This is a genomic window from Paenibacillus hamazuiensis, assembly GCF_023276405.1.
Classification (GTDB): Bacteria; Bacillota; Bacilli; order Paenibacillales; family NBRC-103111; genus Paenibacillus_AF; species Paenibacillus_AF hamazuiensis.
Map to the genome: position 1 here is coordinate 5,785,881 of NZ_JALRMO010000001.1, position 19,625 is coordinate 5,805,505.

A 19,625-nucleotide genomic window follows, 5' to 3' on the forward strand; every position below is an offset into this window, starting at 1 on the left:
ACGCCTATACTAGCGGGATGGCACCCAGAGTTAGTAAATTAAAAAGACCGGGATTCCTTAGTATCAAGGAGTCCCGGTCTTTTAATTTCGACCATAAACCGTGGCGACCCTCGGTTACGTTTGCCTGGCTAAAAATGCGATCGCCCGTCACACAAGCATAAAAGCCGTAATTTGCGCGGCTCTTTATGGATATTATGTTTTTGTCACCCATCACAACAAGACCTTCTCTTAACGCCGACTGTTTAATAATTTACCTATCTCATCCACGGTTTCTTTTTTTTAAAAGAAACCAACGGCTGAAAATTCAATTCCTCGGTTAATCTGCCCGGTATGGTCGAACATTTGCAATTCGTCCCCGGATTCCAGCTTGTAAATAGTGCAATTTTCAAACATATCTTGAATATTGGCATGCTCCCTCCCTAAAGGGAACACCAGCACATAAACATTTTCTTTTTTCGTAATTTGATAATACAGACATCGATGCTTGAAAACGTACATCCCTTCATTCACAATACATCGCACCCTTCCATATTTCACATTAACGATATTCCCAAATCTATTAATATCAGTTGTACCACGAATCTGGCCAACATTCATAGACAGCATAATAAAAGCCCCCGATTATCCGCCAACGGACTCGAGGGCTTGGTCTTATTGCAAATTTTTTTGATCCTCCAAAGCGTCCTCGTCTAAATCCGCTGCCGCCTCGAACACATTGGCCTGCGGAACGTTCGTAAGATCCAGCTTCCGCTTCACTTGATCGCCGACGTTTTCATACCAGGCTTCAAAGGAGTCGTCTAATTGCGCCTCCCGATCGCGGTCCTCATTCACATCCGAATCCGCTTCGATTTTACTGCCGATTACCCCATAGTCATTTTCAGGTTGGGCCATTGAGCGCTTCAACTCCTTATTATTCGATTTGAATTAAAATCTCCTGGAAAAATCCATTTTATGCATGAACTCGATTTTCTCATATCCAACAAAACTCAAAAACCGGAGCGATAAGGAATCAACATTCCACTATCGTTCCGGTTTTTTATTTTGCTCTCATCATCGTGCCGTCTTCACTTATCCCCTTACAGCCGATGCAATCAGCTGCCGCGCCTGGTCACGCAGCTCTTCGGCCTGCTTCGCCGTAATTTGCCCATTCCGATAGGCGTCGTCGATATCGCTGCTCCAGATGCCCTGCAGGCCGGAAATAAGCTGCTCCGAGGAAAGACCGGTCGCTTTGAGCAAGCTTTTCCCATGCTCGATTTCGTAAACCAGCTCATCGGCATCAAAATTAGCCGTTAACAAAGACGCATCTCTGATGATGGATTGCAGCCGCTTTTGGAAAAAGACGGCGCCGTCGATCTTCGCACCCGATTTAGCCGTTTCCGCAAGAGCGGCTGCGCCGCCCGGCGTTTGGATCGCCGCCGTAATCTTCTCCTCCGCCTGCTTCTCCAGCTGTTCGGCCTGCTTTTTCGAAATGTTGCCCGAATTATGCGCCTCTTGTATCTGTTGTTCCAGAGGCTCCGTCAACTTGGAGACCAAATAGCCGGCCGAAAGCCCGACAGCGTTCTGAATCGTACCTCCCTGATTCAGTGCATCGCTCACGTCCTGATAATCTTTGCCGGCCAGCTGCGCAGCCGAGAATGCCAACGACTTCAATTGATCGTTCAGAAGCGATGTAAAATCGGAGCCGGTTTGACGTGCCGAATACGCAAAACCGGGTTTGACCAGCGCATCCGCCGTTTTGCCGTAAAGCTCCGATCTCAGCTTCTCGATCTGCTCCGGCTTCGCCTCGTAGGATTGGGCTGCCGCAGCTGCGATCTGATCGGCCGCCTGGTTCAACCTGGCGGTCAGCTCGGATGCGGAGATGCCGGAAGCTTCAGCGAGCGTACCGCCGGAAGCAAGCTCCGCCTGGATGTCGTTGTAGTCTTTGTCCGCAATCGTGGATACGCGCATCACGAGGTAGGTCATCCATTCGTCCACCACCTTCTGCGAATCGAGCGGAGCTTTGACGACTTTGTAACTCCAATCATCGTCTGCAAATGCGGGTTGCGTCAAAATGATCGTTCCGTTAAAAAGCAATGCTGCCGAAAGTATGCCTGCTGCCAGTTTCTTTTTGTTTATCATGGTTCTCTCCACCTTATCTCTTTTTTCTGTATAGGAATTGCTTACATGTCTTATTGTAAATGAACCGGTATTTTCCAAAAACGGCCCGCGGATTGATTTTGCCTCCGTCTCGAGGCCAGTCGGCGGCTAATTCGCAAGTCGTACGCGTGCAAAACACCAAGCAGCGCATACTTCCGGGCAGCAAAAAATCCGCCCCTGTAGGGCGGACCCGTATCTTGCAGCTTTATTCGGCATAAACAGCGCCAAAACTAAAACTCGGAGCCGCGCGCCTTGGCAAACACCATCGTATCTCTTAACTCACCGTCCGCCCCCAGCGTATGGCAGCGAAGAATGCCCTCCAGCTTGAAACTGAGCCGCTCGGCGACGCCTGCGCTCCGTTTGTTTCGCGAATCGCAGCGGATCTCGACGCGGTTCGCCTGCAGCCCTCCTGCGGCAAAATAGGTGATCGCCCTAACCGCCTCCGTAATGTAGCCCTGCCCCGCCATAGACGAGCGTACCCAGTAGCCGATCTCGAACGCGCGCGCGGACCAGTTTATTCTGTGCAAGCCGCTGCTTCCGACAAACTGGCCGGATTCCTTTGAAAACAGCAGCAATCTCAGGTCCGTACGCTCCAGAAACTTCAGCCTGGATCGCCGGATTTCCGCTTCCGATTGTTCTACGGTAGGGATATTTTGCGCCCATGGCATCCACGGACGCAGTTCTTCAATGCTCTCCTTGATCGCCTCGTTGACCTTTTCGCCGTCCCCCCATAACGGGGCGCGAATAAGAAGCCGCTTGCTTTCGAAACTTTCGGGAATGGAAAATAAAATCGGATCGCCGGCAATGAAGTTCATCTGCATCCCACCTTGAAAATATTTCCATCAACCATAACATACGATATGTTCCGCAGCAACAACTATTTTTCAGCAAAAAGCCGTCCCGCTTGCACAGCCGGAGCGGCTTTACAAACGAGACGGCTTCATATTGTCGGCATCCGGTATCGTCAGGAGGTGCGGAACTCGGTGATGACGAGGCGATCGCCCTGCACCTGGTAGGCCGAATTATGTTCGACGCGAACCTCCTGGCGGTCGTTTTTCGTGCTGCCGACCAGATCGATGCGGTATTGATCCGGCGACGGCTGCGACTTCTTCAAATCATAGTCGCGGTACACGCTGCGCAGCGACAGCACCGCATCCGTGCTGACAGCCTGATACGTGTTGATCTGCGGGTCCTGGTTGTAAAAAGATCCGATCAGTTTATCGGCCATGTCCATGCTGTATACCTGCATCAAATGGCTGCGCATGGCCTTCATGGACGGCTCGTCCATTTCCCCCGTCAACGGCGAAGACAGCACTTTATGCGTCCAATCGTCGACCTGCTTGATCCAGCTGACGATCTCATCGTCCGATTTGTTCATGATGTCCCGACTCATCGGCGGCGGCGGCAGCTTGCCGAGTGTTCCGCTGAGCTGCTGGATCGTCACGGTTTTTTGCAAGCTCTTCGCATTCATGTCGTCTTCCCGGTCTGCCGTCCGGCAGCCCCCCAACATCAACGCTGTAATCATCAGTGCAACCAATACTCGCATAAACCCCTCCTGGATGGCATCTCGTTTTGACTTATTGTTTTCCAAGATTGGGGAATTTATGCGAGCGCGTGCACCGGATTGTCCGTCTTCTTCATCCCATCATCCGCTTGACCAGTTCCCGGTTGCGCTCCTTGAACGCTTCATTGTGGGAGGAAACCATGGCCGACTTGCTTGCTTCCGGCTGAATATACAGCTTCGCTTGATTCACTGCGTTAGCCGCATCCTGGAAAGCGCCGGCGATCAAATTGAGCTTGCCGTCGTATTTTACAATATCGCCCGCACCGTAAATGCCTTTTACGGACGATTCGCAAGCGGCATTGCCCGCAATATAATAATTGTCCGCCAGCTCAAGCTTTACATCGCTGTTTTCGAGCAGCGACGCATCGCGTTCGTAGCCGTGGCTGATAATCACCTCATCGATCGGCAAACGGATGACTTCGCCGGTTTGCTGCCCGGTCAATTCAACGTGCTCGATTCGTTCATGGTCAGCGCCGGCGATCAGCTTCGTGATGGTGGTGTTGAAAAAACAAACGGCCGAGCTGTTCATCAGCTGAGTGACCTGAGCTTCATGACCTGCCATGGCATCTTTTCTGTAGGTTAAATATACTTTCCTCGCGACGGGAACAAGCTCGTTGGCCCAGTCCAGCGCCGAATTGCCGCCGCCGGATATGATCACGGTCTTGTCCTTGAAATGCTTCAAGGATTTCACCGTGTAGTTCAAGTTGGACACCTCGAACCTCTCCGCGCCTTCAATCTCCAGCTTTTGCGGGTTCAATATCCCGCCTCCTATGGCAACGATGACGGTTTTCGAAACGTGCTTACGCCCCGAAGAGCCGCGCAGTACAAAAAGTCCCTCCTCGCTGCGCGAGATCGATTCCACTTTTTCATTCAGCACGATAGTCGGGTTAAACGTCAATCCTTGCTGGACAAGCTGCCGGATTAAACTTTCGCCGGGGATAGGCGTCAGACCGCCGACATCCCAAATCATTTTCTCCGGGTAGACGTGCAGCTTCCCGCCCAAATGCGGCTGGTATTCGATCAGCTTCGTTTTCATTTCCCGGAGCCCGCTGTAAAAAGCGGAGTAAAGCCCGGCAGGCCCTCCTCCTATGATCGTAACGTCGAAAAGCTCCTCGTTGTTCATCCGCAGCCGCCCTCCATTTCAATGATATTGATTCTCATTATCATAAAAATATACCCTTAATTTCTCATTTTGACAATCGGAAATTTAAATATTGACAATGCTGGAAGCTGTTATTATAGTGTTTATTGATATTGAAAATCATTATCATTTAAGGAGAGCTGATCATGAATAAAAGACCGGTCCCCTTCGTCATTTTGCTGCTGCTCATATGGATGACGAGCGCTTGCGGCAGCGAACCCGCCAAGGACGGGAACGGCTCGCCCGCAGACGGCAAGAAGGCAGGGACGATCACCTATCAATCCGAAAAAGGACCGATCGAGGTTCCGGCCGATCCGAAACGCGTCGTGCTCCTCTCTTCCAATTTCGCCGGCAACTTGCTCGCGCTGAATATCCCGCTGGTCGGTATCGATAAATGGGCGATGGATAATCCGCGCTTTCAGGATAAGCTAAAGGGCATCCAGGTCGTCAGCGACGAGAGCATCGAGAAAATCATCGAACTGAATCCGGATTTGATCATCGCTCTGTCGACGATCAAAAACGTGGATAAGCTGGGGAAAATCGCCCCGACGGTTACCTTTACGTACGGCAAACTCGATTATATGTCACTTCACTTGGAAATCGGCAAGCTCGTAAACAAGGAAAAAGAAACGCAAGCCTGGATCGACGATTTCAAAAAGCGCGCGCAGGCGGCCGGCGACGAGATCAGGGCAAAAATCGGCGCAAACTCAACGGTGACGATCATGGAAAACTTCGACAAGCAGCTTTACGTTTTCGGCAGCAATTGGGGCCGAGGCGGCGAAATCCTGTACCAGGAAATGAAGCTGGGCATGCCGGACAAAATCAAGGAAACGGCGTTAAAGCCGGGGTTTTTCGCCTTGTCGGCCGAAGCGCTTCCCGAGTTTGTCGGCGATTATCTTGTTTTCAGCAAATATGCTGATGATCCGGGGCTTTCTTTTATACAAACCGATACTTACAAAAACATCCCTGCCGTCAAAAACAACCGCGTATTCGAGGTCAACGCCAAGGAGTTTTATTTCAACGATCCGCTGACGCTCGAGAACCAGTTGGAATTTTTCAAGAAAAGTTTTTTGGGCAAGTAACCGGGTAAGCGAGGAGATTCAGGCATGAAAAAAAGATGGCTCCTTTTTGCTATATCGTTATTGCTTGTTTTAAGCGCATGCGGCGGAGGCGGAGAAGCTGCGGATAAAGAACCGGGCTCGCCTGCCGGCGGCAAAAAACCGGAAACCGTCACCTATCAGTCCGAGAACGGCCCTGTCGAAGTGCCCGCAAATCCCAAGCGGATCGTCGGTCTTGCGAGCGCCCCCAACGTGATCGCTTTAGGCGGCAATCTCGTAGGGGTAGATCCCTGGACCAATATGAACCCCCTTTTTCAAGCGAAATTGCAAGGGGTTGAGGTCGTGACCGATGAAAACCTGGAAAAAATCGTCGAGCTGAACCCCGACCTCATCATTGCGGCGCCCTATATGAAAAATTTGGATAAACTCCAACAAATTGCGCCGACCGTCGTGTACACATGGGGGAAATTGGACTATTTATCGCAGCAGCTGGAAATCGGCAAGCTTTTAAATAAAGAGAAGGAAGCCCGGCAATGGGTGGATGATTTCAAAAAACGCGCGGAAGCGGCCGGAAAAGAAATTAAGGCAGCCATCGGGGAAAATACGACGGTATCCGTGATCGAAAACGGCGCCAAGGAGCTTTACGTATACGGCGACAAATGGGCGCGCGGCACTGAAATATTGTTTCAGGCCATGGGCCTTCGCATGCCTGAAAAGGTGAAGCAGCTGACGCTGACGGAAGGCTACCACTCCTTCTCGATCGAAGTTTTGCCTGAGTTTGCCGGCGATTATATGGTGTTCAGCAAAACCCCCGAGGCGGACAGCTCCTTCCTCCAGACCGAGACGTGGAGGAATATTCCCGCCGTCAAAAACAACCGCGTCATTGAAATCAATGCGAAAGCGTCCTCGTATAGCGACCCGATCACTCTGGACTATTTGCTGGACATTTTTACAAAAGGTTTTTTGGAAAAGAAGGCTGGGTAAAGCGATGGCGAAAGAAAATCAACGTTCCATTCCGTTTGTATATAAGCTGCTTGCCGGAATCATCGGGCTCATCGGCATGTTCGCCGTGGCGATGCTGTCGGGGGCTGCGGAGGTTGCGGTCAAGGATATCGCGCTCGCCATGTTTACCGATGCTTCCGGGGATAAAATTTCCATGATCCGCGACATTCGCTTGCCCAGGGAAATCGCGGCTGTTTTCGTCGGGTCGGCACTGGCCGTCTCCGGGGCCATCATGCAGGGAATCACGAGAAACCCGCTGGCCGATCCGGGACTGCTCGGGCTGACGGCGGGCGCCGGCGCTGCGCTTGCTGCGGCGATGGCGTTTGCTCCGACGCTGAACTACTTCGCGCTTACGCTTGTCTGTTTTACCGGGGCCGCCATCGGGGCCATCCTCGTTTTCGGCATCGGCGCGATGAAAAAAGGCGGCTTGTCCCCGATCCGGATCGTGCTGGCCGGGGCCGCCGTGTCCACGTTTCTTTATGCGGTTTCCGAAGGTATCGGCATCTTGTTTAAAATATCCAAAGATGTGTCCATGTGGACGGCGGGGGGACTCATCGGCACCACCTGGGGCCAGCTTCAAGTGATCGTCCCTTTTATAACGCTGGGGATCGCGATCTCTCTGCTCCTCTCCAGACAACTCACCATTCTGAGCCTGAGCGAAGAAGTCGCTGCCGGGCTGGGGCAAAAGATTAAGCAAATCCGGTCGGTTCTCATTGCCGTCATCATTCTGCTCGCCGGGGCCTCGGTGGCGCTGGTCGGGAATTTGGCTTTCATCGGATTGATGGTTCCGCATATCGTGCGCGCGATCGTCGGTACGGATTACCGCTTCATCATCCCGATGTCGGCCGTTTCGGGCGCGGTCCTGATGCTTTTTGCCGATACGCTCGGCCGTACCGTCAATTCGCCTTATGAAGCACCGGTGGCGGCAATTGTCGCCATGATGGGGCTGCCTTTTTTCCTGCTGATCGCGCGCAAAGGGGGTAAAACCTTCTCATGATCCCCCGGGCTCTTATCCGAAAACAGCGAGCCATTGTGCTGGCCTTATTCACGCTTATCGCTATCATCATCGTTATCGGGGCGGGGACGGGTTACTCCTCGCTTTCCTATAACCGGCTGATTCCCACCCTGCTTGGTCAGGGAACGTTTAAGGAGGAATTCGTGCTGTTTTCGCTCCGGCTGCCGCGGATATGCATAACGCTGCTGGCCGGCATGGCGCTGGCCCTCTCCGGTTCTATCCTGCAGGGAATTACAAGGAACGATCTGGCCGACCCCGGCATGGTCGGCATCAACTCAGGAGCAGGCGTAGCTGTGGCCGTCTTTTTCCTGTTTATCCCGATAGAGGCCGGCACATTCGCCTATTTGCTGCCGCTCGCCGCATTCGCCGGCGCGCTGGTCACGGCCTGCCTCATTTATTTATTTTCATACAGCAAAAAAGACGGCCTCCAGCCGTTCAAACTCATTCTCATCGGCGTCGGCTTCTCCCTTGCTCTTTCCGGGACGATGATCGTGCTGATTTCCTCCGCGGATTATCATAAGGTCGATTTTATTGCGAAATGGCTGTCCGGCAACATTTGGGGCGACGACTGGAAGTTCGTTTGGGCGGTACTGCCATGGATGGCTCTGCTGATTCCTTTTGCTTTGTACAAGGCAGCCCGGCTTAACCTTCTGCAGCTGGGCGACCCTGCAGCCATAGGTGTCGGCGTATCGGTCCAAAGAGAGCGCATCGTGCTGCTGCTTGCCGCCGTCGCCTTGGCCGCTTCGGTCGTTTCGGTAACCGGAGGCATAGCGTTTGTCGGATTAATGGCCCCGCATCTTGCCAAAGCGCTGATCGGTCCCCGGCACCAGCTCTTTATCCCGATCGCCATTCTGATCGGCGGCTTTCTGTTATTGCTTGCCGATACGATCGGACGCAACGCGGCCGACCCCGACGGCATTCCCGCAGGTATTGTCGTCGCGTTGATCGGCGCGCCTTATTTTATTTTCCTTCTTTTTAAAAAATAAACGGTTGGAGCAGGGTTTCCCCTGTCCAACCGCCAGACTGCGAAGCCCGTTTCCAACGTGAATCCCATGATAGGTGTGAGGGGTATTCCCCGGAGAGTTTACGGGCCGCCTTTGAAAACGTGTGAATACCGCTGCTTATATTTTCAAATTTACACGTTTTCAAGAGTGGTCGGAGGGGAATACCCCCACCATAGACAAATGGATTCTTCCGCTTGTTAGGGTTTCCAGACAAAAAACGGTTGGAGCAGGGTCTCCCCTGTCCAACCGTTTTTTGCAGTTATTCGCTGACGAGCAGCGTCGCCGAACGGGCCGGCAAGTTAATGGAGAGGGAGTTTTGCGAGGAGGTTACGTTTTGCACGAACTGCAGGCGCTGTCTGGCATCGAAACGGTATACCTTCGCCGAAGCGGACAGGTCGCTGTTGATCTCAACGTCCGTCGTACGCGGTACCGTGTCTTTGTTGAACAGCAGAATGAACTTCTTGCCCGCAGGCGAAACGATCGTGTAGGCGCCGACGGCGTCGAAGTTGGAGCTCGTCGCTTTTACGCTGTCGCCTTCGACGGCGCCGCCGCTGCCGTCATAGTTCAAGTACAGCTTGAACGCGTCTTCGAGCGGCGTGTTCGCCGGCAGACCGCCCCAGCGGGTTGCGAGCTCGACGCCTTCGCGCGCGAACAGGGCGAGCGCTTCCGCCTGCGCCAAACCGGAGCTGATGCCGCCCCCGTCGCCGAAGTTGTATTCGGTGATGGCGAGCTTGGTGCCCGGCGCGTTCTTGTCGATGATTTCCTGCATCCTCGGCAGCAGCCGCACCGGCTCTTGAATCCACGAGCTCGGATCGACGTAATTCGGATCGAACAGCGATTTTAAAGCTTGCAGGCGGCGTTTGCTCGTAACGGCCGACTCGTCGCTCGTGAATGTAATGCCGTTTTCCGCCGGATAGTAATGAATATCCAGCACGTCGACGAGCCGCGTATGATTCGCCTGCTCGTATTCGCGAACCTTGCTCAAGTACCAGTCCAGGAACGGCTTGTTGCCGTGAGCGGCGGCATCGCTGCCTGCGGAGCAGCCGTCTTTCGCGGAGTAGAAATATTCGCACCAGCCCCAGGAAACCGGACCGAACACCTTGGCTTCCGGATCCTTTTGCTTGATCATCGAGCCGTACTGCACGGTGTAGTTCCAAATTTCATCGTAGGTCGTCATTTCCGGATGCACGTCGCGGTGCGTATGTCCCCACAGCGCAGGCTCGTTATCGAGCGCATAATAACGGACATAGTTGCCGAAGCGGCCCTTCAAATGATCGATCCATCTTGCCATAAAATCCGGGCCGTATGGTTTGGAGGTATCCTCCGGTTTATTGCCCGTTTTGTAAGTACGTCCGTCCGGCATCAGCCCGTTGCCCGCGTCGGCGTGGCAGTTTTGCTCGTGCCAGTCGCATTCGTTGCCGGATTGCCTGCCGTATTTGGAAATCGAGAAGCCCCAGGTCACATCGCGGCTCTTCGGCGTCCAGCCGATCGTCGGAATTTGCAGCAGCACCTTCGTTTGATCCGCCATCGATTGTGCAATGAAACGGTCGGACAGCGAGCCGTTAGGCAGCTGCGACGGGTCCGGCGTGTCGTTCGTGTAATTCAGGAAATACCAGTCGGCGGCGCGGTTCGTCACGTCGAGCTCCCAGTTGTAGCGGGACATCTGGTTGCCGCCCCAGCGCTTCAGCGGAAACTTCATTTGCGAAGCGTCATCGCTCGGGTTCTCTTCAAAGTTGACGCCGAAAATATCTTTGCTGACCGGACGGCGATCCGCCGTCGTATCGATCGAGACGGAAACGTGCTTCACCTCCGGCTCCGGCAGCGTCACCACGTTGTCGTTTTTCAGCAAAACCACATCGTCGAAATAAATCGTTCCCTGGTTCTGCTCGCCCCACGCCTGCACGACAATGCCGTCGAAGGTCGGGCTCGTTATGTCCATATCGGCAAACTTCAGCGTCGCTTTGGCCCATGCATTCGCGGGAATACCTCCCGGAATCGACGTTTCGATCGGGACGCTGCCGACCACGCTGCGTCCGTCCTGCAGCACGAACCGCAGCTTTTGACCGCCGGTCGTGCCGCCATGCACCCAAATCTCGGCGCCGTAATACTCTTTCGTCTCGTATTTCGCATCGTTATGGAACCATGTGCCTTCATACCCTTTGGCCGCAAACGATACGGAATGGGTTCCCGAATGCACCGGAGCGGTATTGTTCAGCTTTTGTGTGCCCCAGCCCCAATCGCCGTATCCGTCCGAAAGCTTGTCATCGTACACGGTAACCGGTGATACTGTCGTGACCTGGGCGTACGTCGCCGTGCTTTGTCCCTCGTACGTTGCGGTAATTTTGGCGATACCCGGCTGCTTCGCCGTCAGTTGACCGTAAACGACTGAAAGCACGCTCGGGTCGCTGGAAGTCCAGACCGCTTTTTTCGTCACCTCTGCGGAGGTTCCGTTGCTGAGGTTGGCCGTCAGCCCCAGGCCCACCGTATCGCCCGGGAGCAGCATCATTTGATACGAGGACATCAACACTTCCCACACGGTCGGAGGAGCCACGTATTTCTCCAATACATGGATATCGTCCACATACAGCTGCGGCTGGCTGCCGCCGGTAGCCCCGCTGATGATAATCGCGTCAAAAATATTGTTCGGAATGTTCAGCTCAGGCAGATTCACAAGCACCTTCGCCCATCCGTTCGCCGGTACGCTTCCGCCCTCGATGTAAGGGTCGACGTCGAAAGTTGCGGCGGGAGCGCCGCCGGCGTTCAAGATCACCTGCAGCTTCTGGCCGCCGGCCGACCCGCCGTTCAGCCAAAATTCGAGGCGGTCGTGTTTCGCCACGTTCACTACGCCGTCGGACTTGTACAAATACAATGCCGCATGATTGCTCGGATCCATTTGAATCGCTCTCGTTCCGCTGTGAACGACAGCTGTTTGCGCCATATTGCGCTGCGCTCCGCTTAAATCCTTAAACGGCTCGTTCACCTGCTCGTCGTAGACGACGAAGCCGGCTACATCCCCGGTCGGAACGGGCTCCGGCGCGGTTTTCGTCACCGTTACGTTCACTGTCGCCGTATAACCTTGATACGATGCGGTTACGGCCGCAGTGCCTTCCGCCACTGCCGTTATTTCGCCGTTATTCACGCTTGCCACCTGCGGGTTGCCGGAGCTCCATGCCGCGGACCCCGTCACCTGCTCCGACGTATCGTCCGAGTAATGTGCCAAAGCCCGGACCGAAGCTGTGCCTCCGACAACGATCGATACGCTGCCCGGCGAGGCGCTGATTCCCGTTAACGTGCGCACGACGGCCTTCTTGGTCAGCACGATATCGTCGATGAACAGCTGCGATTCGGCGCCGCCTTCCACCCCGCCGATAAATACGGCGTCAAACAGATTGTTCGGCAGCTTCAGCGAGGACAAATCGATCGATACCTTTGCCCATGTACCCGCCGGAATATGGCCGCCGGCGATGACGCCGTCCACATCAACCGTGGCTGCCGGAGCGCCGCTGTCGTTAAATCCGACCTTCAGCTTCTGGCCTCCGGCTGTGCCGCCGTTCACCCAAAACTCCAGCTTTTCATATCCGGTTGCGATAACGGGACCGTCGGATTTGAACAAATACAGCGCCGTGTTGCTGCTTGGAGTCATCGAAATGGCGCGGGTGCCGGTGTGCACCGTTGCCGATTGCGCAATGTCATGCTGCGCACTGCTGTAATCGACAAACGGTTCGTGAAGCTGCTCGTCGTAAATGACAAGCCCGTCCACGACCGGAACCGGACCCGGAGGCGGAGCGATCGCCGTCACCGTCACGTTCGACGCGGCGCTGAGTCCGCCATAAGTCGCGGTGACGACGGAAGTTCCCGCGCCCACCGCGCTGAGCATGCCGTTTGCCACCGTGACGACCTGCGGATTGCTCGTTTTCCAGGCCGCAAACTCGGCCACCTGTTCGTTCGTACCGTCGGAGTATTGGGCTGCCGCTTGAAGGGAAGCGGCTTCGCCCGCTTTCAGCGATACGTTATTAGGCGTTACCACGACATTGGTCAGCTGCTTGACGGGAGGCGGGCTTTGCGTCTGCCCTCCGCCCGAAGCGGGTGCGGACGGCGTCTTCGTCAGAACGATGTCGTCTACATAAATCTCCCCCTGCTCGGCTTTGCTCGTATCCTGCAGCAGGATGCCGTCGAAAATGCCGCTTGGCAAATTCAGATCGGCCAGCTTCACGCTGACAAGCTGCCATTTGCCTGCCGTCAGCTTCTTGTCCGGCAGCAAGCTGTCGAGAGGCGTTTCCGCCGCTTGCTCGCCTCCCGAATTAAACACGAGGCGCAGCTTCTGATTGCCTGCAGCGCCGCCATGGATCCAAAACTCCAGATACGGATAGTCGGACGCCGAAACGATTCGGTCTTTATATAAATAAAGGCCCCCTTCGCCACTCGGCACCATGGATATGGCGTACGTGCCGGAATGCACGTATTTGCTTTGCTTAACATTTACTTTTGCCCAGCTGTAATTGACGAAGCCGTTTCGCAGCGCGTCGTCGAATACGACAAGCTTCGAAGCAGCCGCAGCTTCCGTCCGGTCGATGCCGGGGCCGAAGCCGGACACGGTCAGCGCGAGCACGAGCGCGATCAGCACCATGCTGCGCATCCGCGATAATACATTTTGCCTCATTAAGACACCTCCATTTGTTTTCCCTTCCATAACATTGTCGGTGGCTGCAGATAAGCAAAACAGATTCCAACTCCTCATTTTTGAGATGACCCGGTCATGAAAACCGCACGTGACCGGTCATCGTCTTGGATGCTCATTGTCTGCGGGAGTGGCCCAAGGTATACTGATTTTAAAAGAATGAACGGGGGTAGGAGCACCATGATCGACATCCTCATTGCCGACGACCAGGCCTTGATGCGGGACGGATTGCAAACGATTTTAAATTTGGAGGAGGACATGCGCGTCGTCGGATCGGCCAGAAACGGTGAGGAGGCGCTTCAGCTTACGGCCGAGCTGTCTCCCGATATCATATTGATGGACATCCAAATGCCGGTGATGGACGGCATCGAATGCACGAAACGGATCAAGCAGCTGTATCCGGAGCAGTTGATCCTGATTTTGACGACGTTCACGGAGGACGAATATATTATCGAAGCCTTGGCGGGCGGAGCGACCGGCTTTCTGCTGAAGGACATGCCGGGGGACAAGCTGATCCAGTCGATCCGCGACGCGCTGGACGGGCATTTCATGCTGCCGTCGGTGATCGCCGCCAAGCTGGCGAGCCGGCTGTCACAGGTGAGCCATTCCCCGCAAATCCGCATTGATGCAGGCCGTCTGAAGGCGTCCGGGATCACCTTCACCGACCGGGAAAAAGACATTGCGCTGCTGATGCTGGAAGGCAAGAGCAACCGGGACATCGCAAGTCAGCTGATCATGAGGGAAGGCACCGTGAAAAACTATGTCAGCGCCATATACAACAAGGTGGGAACGAACGACCGGACGCTGGCCATGATTGCGCTGAAAGAGCTGCTGAAGGATGAGTGAAACGGCTGGCCGGTACCTGGAAAAAGGGAAGTATCCACTCCAGGAAACCATGATCGGGTACAGCCGACATTAAGAGGGATTCCAATAAAAGCAGGTTTGTTTTATTATAACTGTTTTTGACATCCTCGGATCATGGTGGTTCAGGTAAGCTTAAGATAAGATATTTCATAACTGGAGGGTTTACATGCAAATGCCCATACTATCCACAGAACTCGTTCATCGGATAGAAGTCTCGGATTTTGAAGTAATGAGCGGACGAATGAAAGCGGTTGCGAACAGATCCGGAAATCCTTTTGACGTGATGTTTACGGAATTCGGGGAAGCGACGGCGATTTCTGCAAAAAATCTTCCCCGCGACTTTAACAAATTGTGGGGGCTCGGTCCACGTGATCTTTGTCGTTTGGATGAGATCGTGCACCACTATGATTCAAGAAATCCGGACTTTGCATTGGATCTCATTCCGTCCCAATTCGATGAGACGACGGCATTGGCTCTGCGGGAGAAAGGGTTTTTCCAATACGGCTTTCACACCGCACTATACGGGGTGCCCTCACTTGCTCATACTTTGATGCCCGTTTCCGTGCAAGTCAGTAAATGCAAACCGGATCAGGCGCGTTTATTCGCGGAATTGTTCCATCGTAGCCTGGAACTGCCCCCGGATATAGCCGAAAACGAAGAAAGTTTCTACTTTCTTCTTCAGGACCCTCGCTGGTGGTTATACATCGGTTATCTAGACGAAGTCCCTGTTGCCTTCTCGATGATGTTTAGGGGAGATGATGGTATTGCCTGTTTCGGAATGGCTGGGACACTTCCTGGTTATAGGGGCCGCGGATTGCAGTCGGCAATGCTCGCTGCTCGGATGGAGGATGCCAAAAAGGCAGGATGTCAGATTGTTACCGCGCAAGCGGAATACGGCAGCACCTCATTCCGGAACCTGCTCAAGGCGGGGTTTTACGTTGCCTATACAAAGGCCGTTTGGAGAAGGTTTAATCATTAATCGTTTATAGCCTTGGACTGCGATTTAAGGAGGATACATAACCTGATGTTACAGGATATCATCAATGAGATTATGACTAGAGCGTTGTTGCCCGAGCCGGTTACCCAGTGGAGTGAGTTGAAGGGTGGCACGATGAGTATGCTCGGTGTGTTAGGGACACCCGAAGTATCGAAGCGTTATGTCGTCAAAATAAACCCCCGGGAGTTAGTCAGAAACGAGACTCGGTTTCTAAATCTGTACGATGGTATCGATCTTCTGCCATCTGTTCGGTATGTCGACCCGGAGTTCCGTTATTTCGTCTACGATTTCATTCCTGGGGATACACGGTATGAACATGGCGCCAAAACTCCTCTTATGCAAAAACTCACGAGGCAGGTAATCAGCCGGTATGTTCGTCCGGAATCAGGTGATCACTTTAAGCATGTGGAATCTCGGGCCAGCATGGAGGAATCGATTAGCTATGCCAGTTCTGTTATCGGTGCAAATCTTCCGCCGGAAGATCATGAACTCGTCGCCTACATTATGCAAATCCATGCGGAAGTGATTGCCAACGAAGACAAATACATACTCCACGGCGACTTCGGTGCTCACAATTTTTTGTTCACTGAAGGGAAGTTGAGCGGAGTTATTGATCCTATCCCGGCTATTGGGCGTAAGCGGTATGATCTACTCTATGCCTTCTGTTCCTCGCCCGACGAGCTGACGATGCCCGCACTCATACAAACAGTGAGCGAGTTGGAGACTGTAGAAGAGATCGACAGGAAGGTTCTAATCGGGGATATGCTCTTGGCTCTTTATAGCCGTTTATCTACATGTCTTAAATATCATCCCAAGGATTTGATCGCGTATTTACAAGCCTGGTCTTATTGGACGTTACACTGGAAGAACTCATAGCTTTACATATTGACTAACAGAAACAATAGTGTAAAAGCAAACAATGAGGACGTCGTGAATGATAATCGAGTGATCCCGCTAAGCTAAACGGGCAGTTTGAATGAAAGGAGTCCGACTATGATTTATGAAGAGAACAAAGAAATCATCAAAAAATATATTGATGCCTACAATTCATTTGATATTGAAAGTATGATTGACCTTTTATATAAAGACGTCGTATTCAGGAATTTCTCTAATGGTGAAATGAACGCTGAGACCGTAGGAATACAAGAGTTTAGAGAGCTGGCAGAAAAGTCAGCAAAGATTTTCTCAAGTCGATGTCAGACGGTTACTGACATTGGTATTGCAGACGAAAAAACGGAAGTACAGATTGAGTACGAGGCAATTTTGGCTGTTGATTTACCTAACGGACTAAAGGTCGGGGAAACGATTCAATTAAAAGGGAAGTCTGTATTCGGGATTCTTGAAGGAAAAATATCGTTAATTGAAGATTATAGTTAAATGAAGGGCGAGATAGCTCGCGTTTCACATCTTGGGAAGCCGCCGCGAATCAAATCGGTCGGCTTTCGGTCCCACGCTAAAGGGGACGATAGTTCAATCATGACACCACGGCAGCCGGCCATAATGATCGGCTGCCATCGTTATGCTATCGGGCAGTTTAACCCACCAATATTCTGGAGTAGTAGCCTTAGATTCAGGTCATTTAACGACCCCGATTTGCAAAGGCCTTCAAGATCGAAACATACGCGGTATGTGTGTCCGTAACAGCAAGAATTGCCCTACCGACCTACGGATGGACGGAGCACCTTAGAATTAGCAAAAGAAACCCGAAGTCTCATAAAAGACTTGGGTTTCTCGTCAATATGAGTTGCCTTTAGGACTACTTTTATTTTGTAACTTTAAACCATCCTGGCATTGCTTGAATTACATTCCAAAGTTTTTCTGGAATTTGAAGCTGGTCGAGTTTCGAAACGTTCAACTCGGAATCTATCTCGGCTTCACGTCCATTTGCAACCTTTTCAACCCAATCAGGATTCATAATTAACGCATGCCCAATGGCGACTAGCGGCAATCCTAGTTCCACAGCTTTAAGAGCATCATCCGGTGTTATTATGGAACCGGCAGCCATCACAGGGACCTTATCGTTTGCTCTTTCAAGAATTAATTCAAGCCATGTTTTTTCATCTGGACTATCTACTGGCTTAAAAGACATATCAAATAATGAAGCATGTATATAATCCAAATCCTGTTCAACAAGGATATCAATTAATTCATATGTGTCTTTCAGACGTAATCCGTCCACTTTGGAGGATTCTTCAGGTGAAAATCGGTAACCTAAAATGAATGGTTTTTTAGCATGTTTTTCAATGACATTTTTGATTTCCTCAATAATCGCCAATGGAAAACGCAAGCGATTTTCAAGTGATCCTCCCCATTGGTCCGTCCGTTGATTTGTCGCTGGCGACCAGAAATTCTGAATTAAAAATCCATGAGCCCCATGAATTTCGACGCCATCAAATCCGGCTTCGATTGCTCTTCTCGTTGTGTCTCCAAAAGCACGTATAATCGACAGGATTTCCTCATGTGATAGCTCTCTTGTTTCTACACTTGTTTGAAAAGCATCAGCGTCGGGTTTCAATGCACTCGCACTAACTGCATCCAATCCAGGTAAAGCTTTATTGCCCGCATGGAAAATCTGTAGTATCGCAGGAGATCCTCCACTTTTCGCTGCCTCAGCTAATTTTCGCAAACTTGGAATAAATTCATCATTATACCCAGCGAATTCATTCGTAAAACCCTGCCCATTAGGCGTAACATGAGTACACCCTGTAATGACGAGTCCTACTCCATTCACTCTTTGTTTATAATACTTTACTTCGTCATCCGAAATGGTAAGATCGTCATTACTTGACCAGGTTGTCATAGGTGCCATAACAATTCTATTCTTCATTGTTATTCCACTTCTGAATGTGAAGGATTCAAATAACCTACTGTATTTTTGATTCATTTCATTAACCTCGCTATCCTATTTTCTTTTCTATTTCAGTGTAATTAGTTTCCGTTACGGAAAGTCAAGGTTTTATTTTTATATGATTACATAAAGAATTGTTGTATTTCCATTCTCCTTTATGATATATATTTAGTTACAGTAACTGTAACTAAAGGTGGGACAAGATGATGTTGTATTCAATGACATATGTAGTGGAAAATTTAAATGTATCTGCAAAGACACTTCGATTTTATGAAGAGCAAGGGATATTACCCAATATATCTCGTGACGAAAAAGGCCGTAGAGTTTATAACGAACAACAACTGGACTGGATTTCTTTTATTCGTTGTCTCAAAGAAACAGGAATGCCTCTTTCAAAAATAAAGGATTACAAGGAACTTTTTGAATTGGGAAATTCCACCTTTTTGCAGAGGGAAGAGATGTTGAGGCAGCATAAATTGGAAGTGCAGAAGAAAATTGAAGAAAGTTTAAAAAACTTGGAAGAAATAAACTATAAAATAGCCATGTATGAACTTCAGAAAGATGAGGTTATGAAAAACCCCAACTATAAATTTAAATGTCACGGTCTGGAGATGAAGATAGTGGATTAATGAAATGTACTTACGCTAACGGGTACTATAGTTTAATGCTCAGTGAAAAAGAAGCCCGACCCTGGATATATGCCGGGTCGGGCTTTAAGCATTTGCAGCTGTTACACGGACAATTCGGTCTTATACTTGCCGCCGGAGTCGGTTTTCCCGTTTCTCCACACCGGATAACCGAGCCCTATATAGGCAAGCCCCCACAAGGCGGTCAGCCACGGACTGAGCACCGGAACAAATCCCAATATCGGCCAGATCAGCAGCAGCACCGCCGCCCAGCGCGGCAGTTGTCCGGCTCGAAACGTAACGATCGCAAACAGCACAAGACCGCCTAACATGATCGCGTTATTCGCCATCGGGACGAACATAACGTCCGGGGACGGTTCGGCTTTCAGCATCGTGCTCCAAACAAGGCAGCCGGTTATCATGTTGCCGAGCGAAAGCAGCAAACCGCCGATGAGGCCGAGCACTCCGGTGCGGGCCGCCTGATACATATAAAGGCCAAGCGATCCGATCGCCATCAAATAACAGGCGACAAGCCCCGCCCAAAGCTCCGGCATGCTGTCGCTTCCCCATATGAGCGCACATGGGGTCATCAGCATTCTTGCCGCGCCGCTCACGACGGCGATCAACCCTAAGCCGGAAACGATTTTCTCCATGGTCATCGAGCATCCTCCTATTTGTCCGGTTAACGGCGG

At 51.8% G+C, this 19,625-nt stretch carries 18 protein-coding genes; 9 read left to right on the forward strand and 9 right to left on the reverse strand.

Annotation, left to right across the window (positions count from 1 at the left end):
* Positions 1–279 precede the first annotated feature (279 nt).
* The 6 genes from MYS68_RS25170 to MYS68_RS25195 form a co-directional block, all read right to left on the reverse strand.
* On the reverse strand, positions 280–606 hold the full coding sequence (locus tag MYS68_RS25170; protein WP_248928479.1) for a hypothetical protein: 327 nt from the start codon (positions 604–606) through the stop codon (positions 280–282).
* A gap of 45 nt (positions 607–651) precedes the next feature.
* Entirely contained in the window at positions 652–891 is a 240-nt protein-coding gene (locus MYS68_RS25175; protein WP_248928480.1) for a hypothetical protein, read from the reverse strand.
* 177 nt (positions 892–1,068) lie between these two features.
* Positions 1,069–2,118 (reverse strand): hypothetical protein, encoded by a 1,050-nt coding sequence (locus MYS68_RS25180; RefSeq protein ID WP_248928481.1) that lies wholly within the window; start codon positions 2,116–2,118, stop codon positions 1,069–1,071.
* A gap of 248 nt (positions 2,119–2,366) precedes the next feature.
* The gene (locus tag MYS68_RS25185; protein WP_420852158.1) at positions 2,367–2,951 is read right to left on the reverse strand and encodes a GNAT family N-acetyltransferase; all 585 of its coding nucleotides are present in this window, start codon (positions 2,949–2,951) and stop codon (positions 2,367–2,369) included.
* A gap of 149 nt (positions 2,952–3,100) precedes the next feature.
* Positions 3,101–3,682 (reverse strand): hypothetical protein, encoded by a 582-nt coding sequence (locus MYS68_RS25190; protein WP_248928483.1) that lies wholly within the window; start codon positions 3,680–3,682, stop codon positions 3,101–3,103.
* A 91-nt stretch (positions 3,683–3,773) separates the two neighbouring features.
* Entirely contained in the window at positions 3,774–4,823 is a 1,050-nt protein-coding gene (locus MYS68_RS25195) for an NAD(P)/FAD-dependent oxidoreductase (protein ID WP_248928484.1), read from the reverse strand.
* A 164-nt stretch (positions 4,824–4,987) separates the two neighbouring features.
* Here MYS68_RS25195 and MYS68_RS25200 point away from each other — a divergent pair, with 164 nt between their 5' ends.
* The 4 genes from MYS68_RS25200 to MYS68_RS25215 are packed head-to-tail and all read left to right on the forward strand — an operon-like array spanning position 4,988 to position 8,902.
* The gene (locus MYS68_RS25200) at positions 4,988–5,923 is read left to right on the forward strand and encodes an iron-hydroxamate ABC transporter substrate-binding protein (protein WP_248928485.1); all 936 of its coding nucleotides are present in this window, start codon (positions 4,988–4,990) and stop codon (positions 5,921–5,923) included.
* 24 nt (positions 5,924–5,947) lie between these two features.
* Positions 5,948–6,883: an iron-hydroxamate ABC transporter substrate-binding protein gene (locus MYS68_RS25205; RefSeq protein WP_248928486.1), complete on the forward strand. Its 936-nt coding sequence runs from the start codon at positions 5,948–5,950 to the stop codon at positions 6,881–6,883.
* A 4-nt stretch (positions 6,884–6,887) separates the two neighbouring features.
* A complete protein-coding gene (locus MYS68_RS25210) occupies positions 6,888–7,898 on the forward strand; it encodes a FecCD family ABC transporter permease (RefSeq protein ID WP_248928487.1) in 1,011 nt (336 codons plus the stop codon).
* Positions 7,895–8,902 (forward strand): FecCD family ABC transporter permease, encoded by a 1,008-nt coding sequence (locus tag MYS68_RS25215; protein WP_248928488.1) that lies wholly within the window; start codon positions 7,895–7,897, stop codon positions 8,900–8,902. Before MYS68_RS25210 ends, MYS68_RS25215 begins: the two co-directional genes overlap by 4 nt.
* Positions 8,903–9,179: 277 nt before the next feature.
* Here MYS68_RS25215 and MYS68_RS25220 read toward each other — a convergent pair whose 3' ends face one another.
* Complete coding sequence (locus MYS68_RS25220) at positions 9,180–13,580, reverse strand: glycoside hydrolase family 44 protein (RefSeq protein ID WP_248928489.1); 4,401 nt, start codon at positions 13,578–13,580, stop codon at positions 9,180–9,182.
* A 198-nt stretch (positions 13,581–13,778) separates the two neighbouring features.
* On the opposite strand from MYS68_RS25220, the gene MYS68_RS25225 reads away from it, so the two are divergent.
* The 4 genes from MYS68_RS25225 to MYS68_RS25240 all read left to right on the forward strand — a co-directional run bounded on the left by MYS68_RS25225 (position 13,779) and on the right by MYS68_RS25240 (position 16,836).
* Complete coding sequence (locus tag MYS68_RS25225; RefSeq protein WP_248928490.1) at positions 13,779–14,444, forward strand: response regulator transcription factor; 666 nt, start codon at positions 13,779–13,781, stop codon at positions 14,442–14,444.
* Between the two features lie 184 nt (positions 14,445–14,628).
* Entirely contained in the window at positions 14,629–15,441 is an 813-nt protein-coding gene (locus MYS68_RS25230) for a GNAT family N-acetyltransferase (RefSeq protein WP_248928491.1), read from the forward strand.
* Positions 15,442–15,486: 45 nt separating this feature from the next.
* Positions 15,487–16,335 carry a phosphotransferase gene (locus MYS68_RS25235; RefSeq protein WP_248928492.1) on the forward strand — a complete coding sequence of 283 codons (849 nt, stop codon included), beginning with the start codon at positions 15,487–15,489 and terminating at the stop codon, positions 16,333–16,335.
* 117 nt (positions 16,336–16,452) lie between these two features.
* Positions 16,453–16,836: a nuclear transport factor 2 family protein gene (locus MYS68_RS25240; protein WP_248928493.1), complete on the forward strand. Its 384-nt coding sequence runs from the start codon at positions 16,453–16,455 to the stop codon at positions 16,834–16,836.
* A gap of 385 nt (positions 16,837–17,221) precedes the next feature.
* Here MYS68_RS25240 and MYS68_RS25245 read toward each other — a convergent pair whose 3' ends face one another.
* Positions 17,222–18,343, reverse strand: coding sequence for an NADH-dependent flavin oxidoreductase (locus MYS68_RS25245; protein ID WP_248928494.1), 1,122 nt, complete (start codon positions 18,341–18,343; stop codon positions 17,222–17,224).
* Between the two features lie 167 nt (positions 18,344–18,510).
* Here MYS68_RS25245 and MYS68_RS25250 point away from each other — a divergent pair, with 167 nt between their 5' ends.
* A complete protein-coding gene (locus MYS68_RS25250) occupies positions 18,511–18,936 on the forward strand; it encodes a MerR family transcriptional regulator (protein ID WP_248928495.1) in 426 nt (141 codons plus the stop codon).
* A gap of 101 nt (positions 18,937–19,037) precedes the next feature.
* Here MYS68_RS25250 and MYS68_RS25255 read toward each other — a convergent pair whose 3' ends face one another.
* Positions 19,038–19,592, reverse strand: coding sequence for a hypothetical protein (locus MYS68_RS25255; protein WP_248928496.1), 555 nt, complete (start codon positions 19,590–19,592; stop codon positions 19,038–19,040).
* Between the last annotated feature and the right edge of the window lie 33 nt (positions 19,593–19,625).

Bases quoted from the DNA above. Each gene is read 5' to 3' on its own strand.
- MYS68_RS25170 (WP_248928479.1), bottom strand. From the start codon at position 606: ATGCTGTCTATGAATGTTGGCCAGATTCGTGGTACAACTGATATTAAT.
- MYS68_RS25175 (WP_248928480.1), bottom strand. From the start codon at position 891: ATGGCCCAACCTGAAAATGACTATGGGGTAATCGGCAGTAAAATCGAA.
- MYS68_RS25180 (WP_248928481.1), bottom strand. From the start codon at position 2,118: ATGATAAACAAAAAGAAACTGGCAGCAGGCATACTTTCGGCAGCATTG.
- MYS68_RS25185 (WP_420852158.1), bottom strand. From the start codon at position 2,951: ATGAACTTCATTGCCGGCGATCCGATTTTATTTTCCATTCCCGAAAGT.
- MYS68_RS25190 (WP_248928483.1), bottom strand. From the start codon at position 3,682: ATGCGAGTATTGGTTGCACTGATGATTACAGCGTTGATGTTGGGGGGC.
- MYS68_RS25195 (WP_248928484.1), bottom strand. From the start codon at position 4,823: ATGAACAACGAGGAGCTTTTCGACGTTACGATCATAGGAGGAGGGCCT.
- MYS68_RS25200 (WP_248928485.1), top strand. From the start codon at position 4,988: ATGAATAAAAGACCGGTCCCCTTCGTCATTTTGCTGCTGCTCATATGG.
- MYS68_RS25205 (WP_248928486.1), top strand. From the start codon at position 5,948: ATGAAAAAAAGATGGCTCCTTTTTGCTATATCGTTATTGCTTGTTTTA.
- MYS68_RS25210 (WP_248928487.1), top strand. From the start codon at position 6,888: ATGGCGAAAGAAAATCAACGTTCCATTCCGTTTGTATATAAGCTGCTT.
- MYS68_RS25215 (WP_248928488.1), top strand. From the start codon at position 7,895: ATGATCCCCCGGGCTCTTATCCGAAAACAGCGAGCCATTGTGCTGGCC.
- MYS68_RS25220 (WP_248928489.1), bottom strand. From the start codon at position 13,580: ATGAGGCAAAATGTATTATCGCGGATGCGCAGCATGGTGCTGATCGCG.
- MYS68_RS25225 (WP_248928490.1), top strand. From the start codon at position 13,779: ATGATCGACATCCTCATTGCCGACGACCAGGCCTTGATGCGGGACGGA.
- MYS68_RS25230 (WP_248928491.1), top strand. From the start codon at position 14,629: ATGCAAATGCCCATACTATCCACAGAACTCGTTCATCGGATAGAAGTC.
- MYS68_RS25235 (WP_248928492.1), top strand. From the start codon at position 15,487: ATGTTACAGGATATCATCAATGAGATTATGACTAGAGCGTTGTTGCCC.
- MYS68_RS25240 (WP_248928493.1), top strand. From the start codon at position 16,453: ATGATTTATGAAGAGAACAAAGAAATCATCAAAAAATATATTGATGCC.
- MYS68_RS25245 (WP_248928494.1), bottom strand. From the start codon at position 18,343: ATGAATCAAAAATACAGTAGGTTATTTGAATCCTTCACATTCAGAAGT.
- MYS68_RS25250 (WP_248928495.1), top strand. From the start codon at position 18,511: ATGATGTTGTATTCAATGACATATGTAGTGGAAAATTTAAATGTATCT.
- MYS68_RS25255 (WP_248928496.1), bottom strand. From the start codon at position 19,592: ATGACCATGGAGAAAATCGTTTCCGGCTTAGGGTTGATCGCCGTCGTG.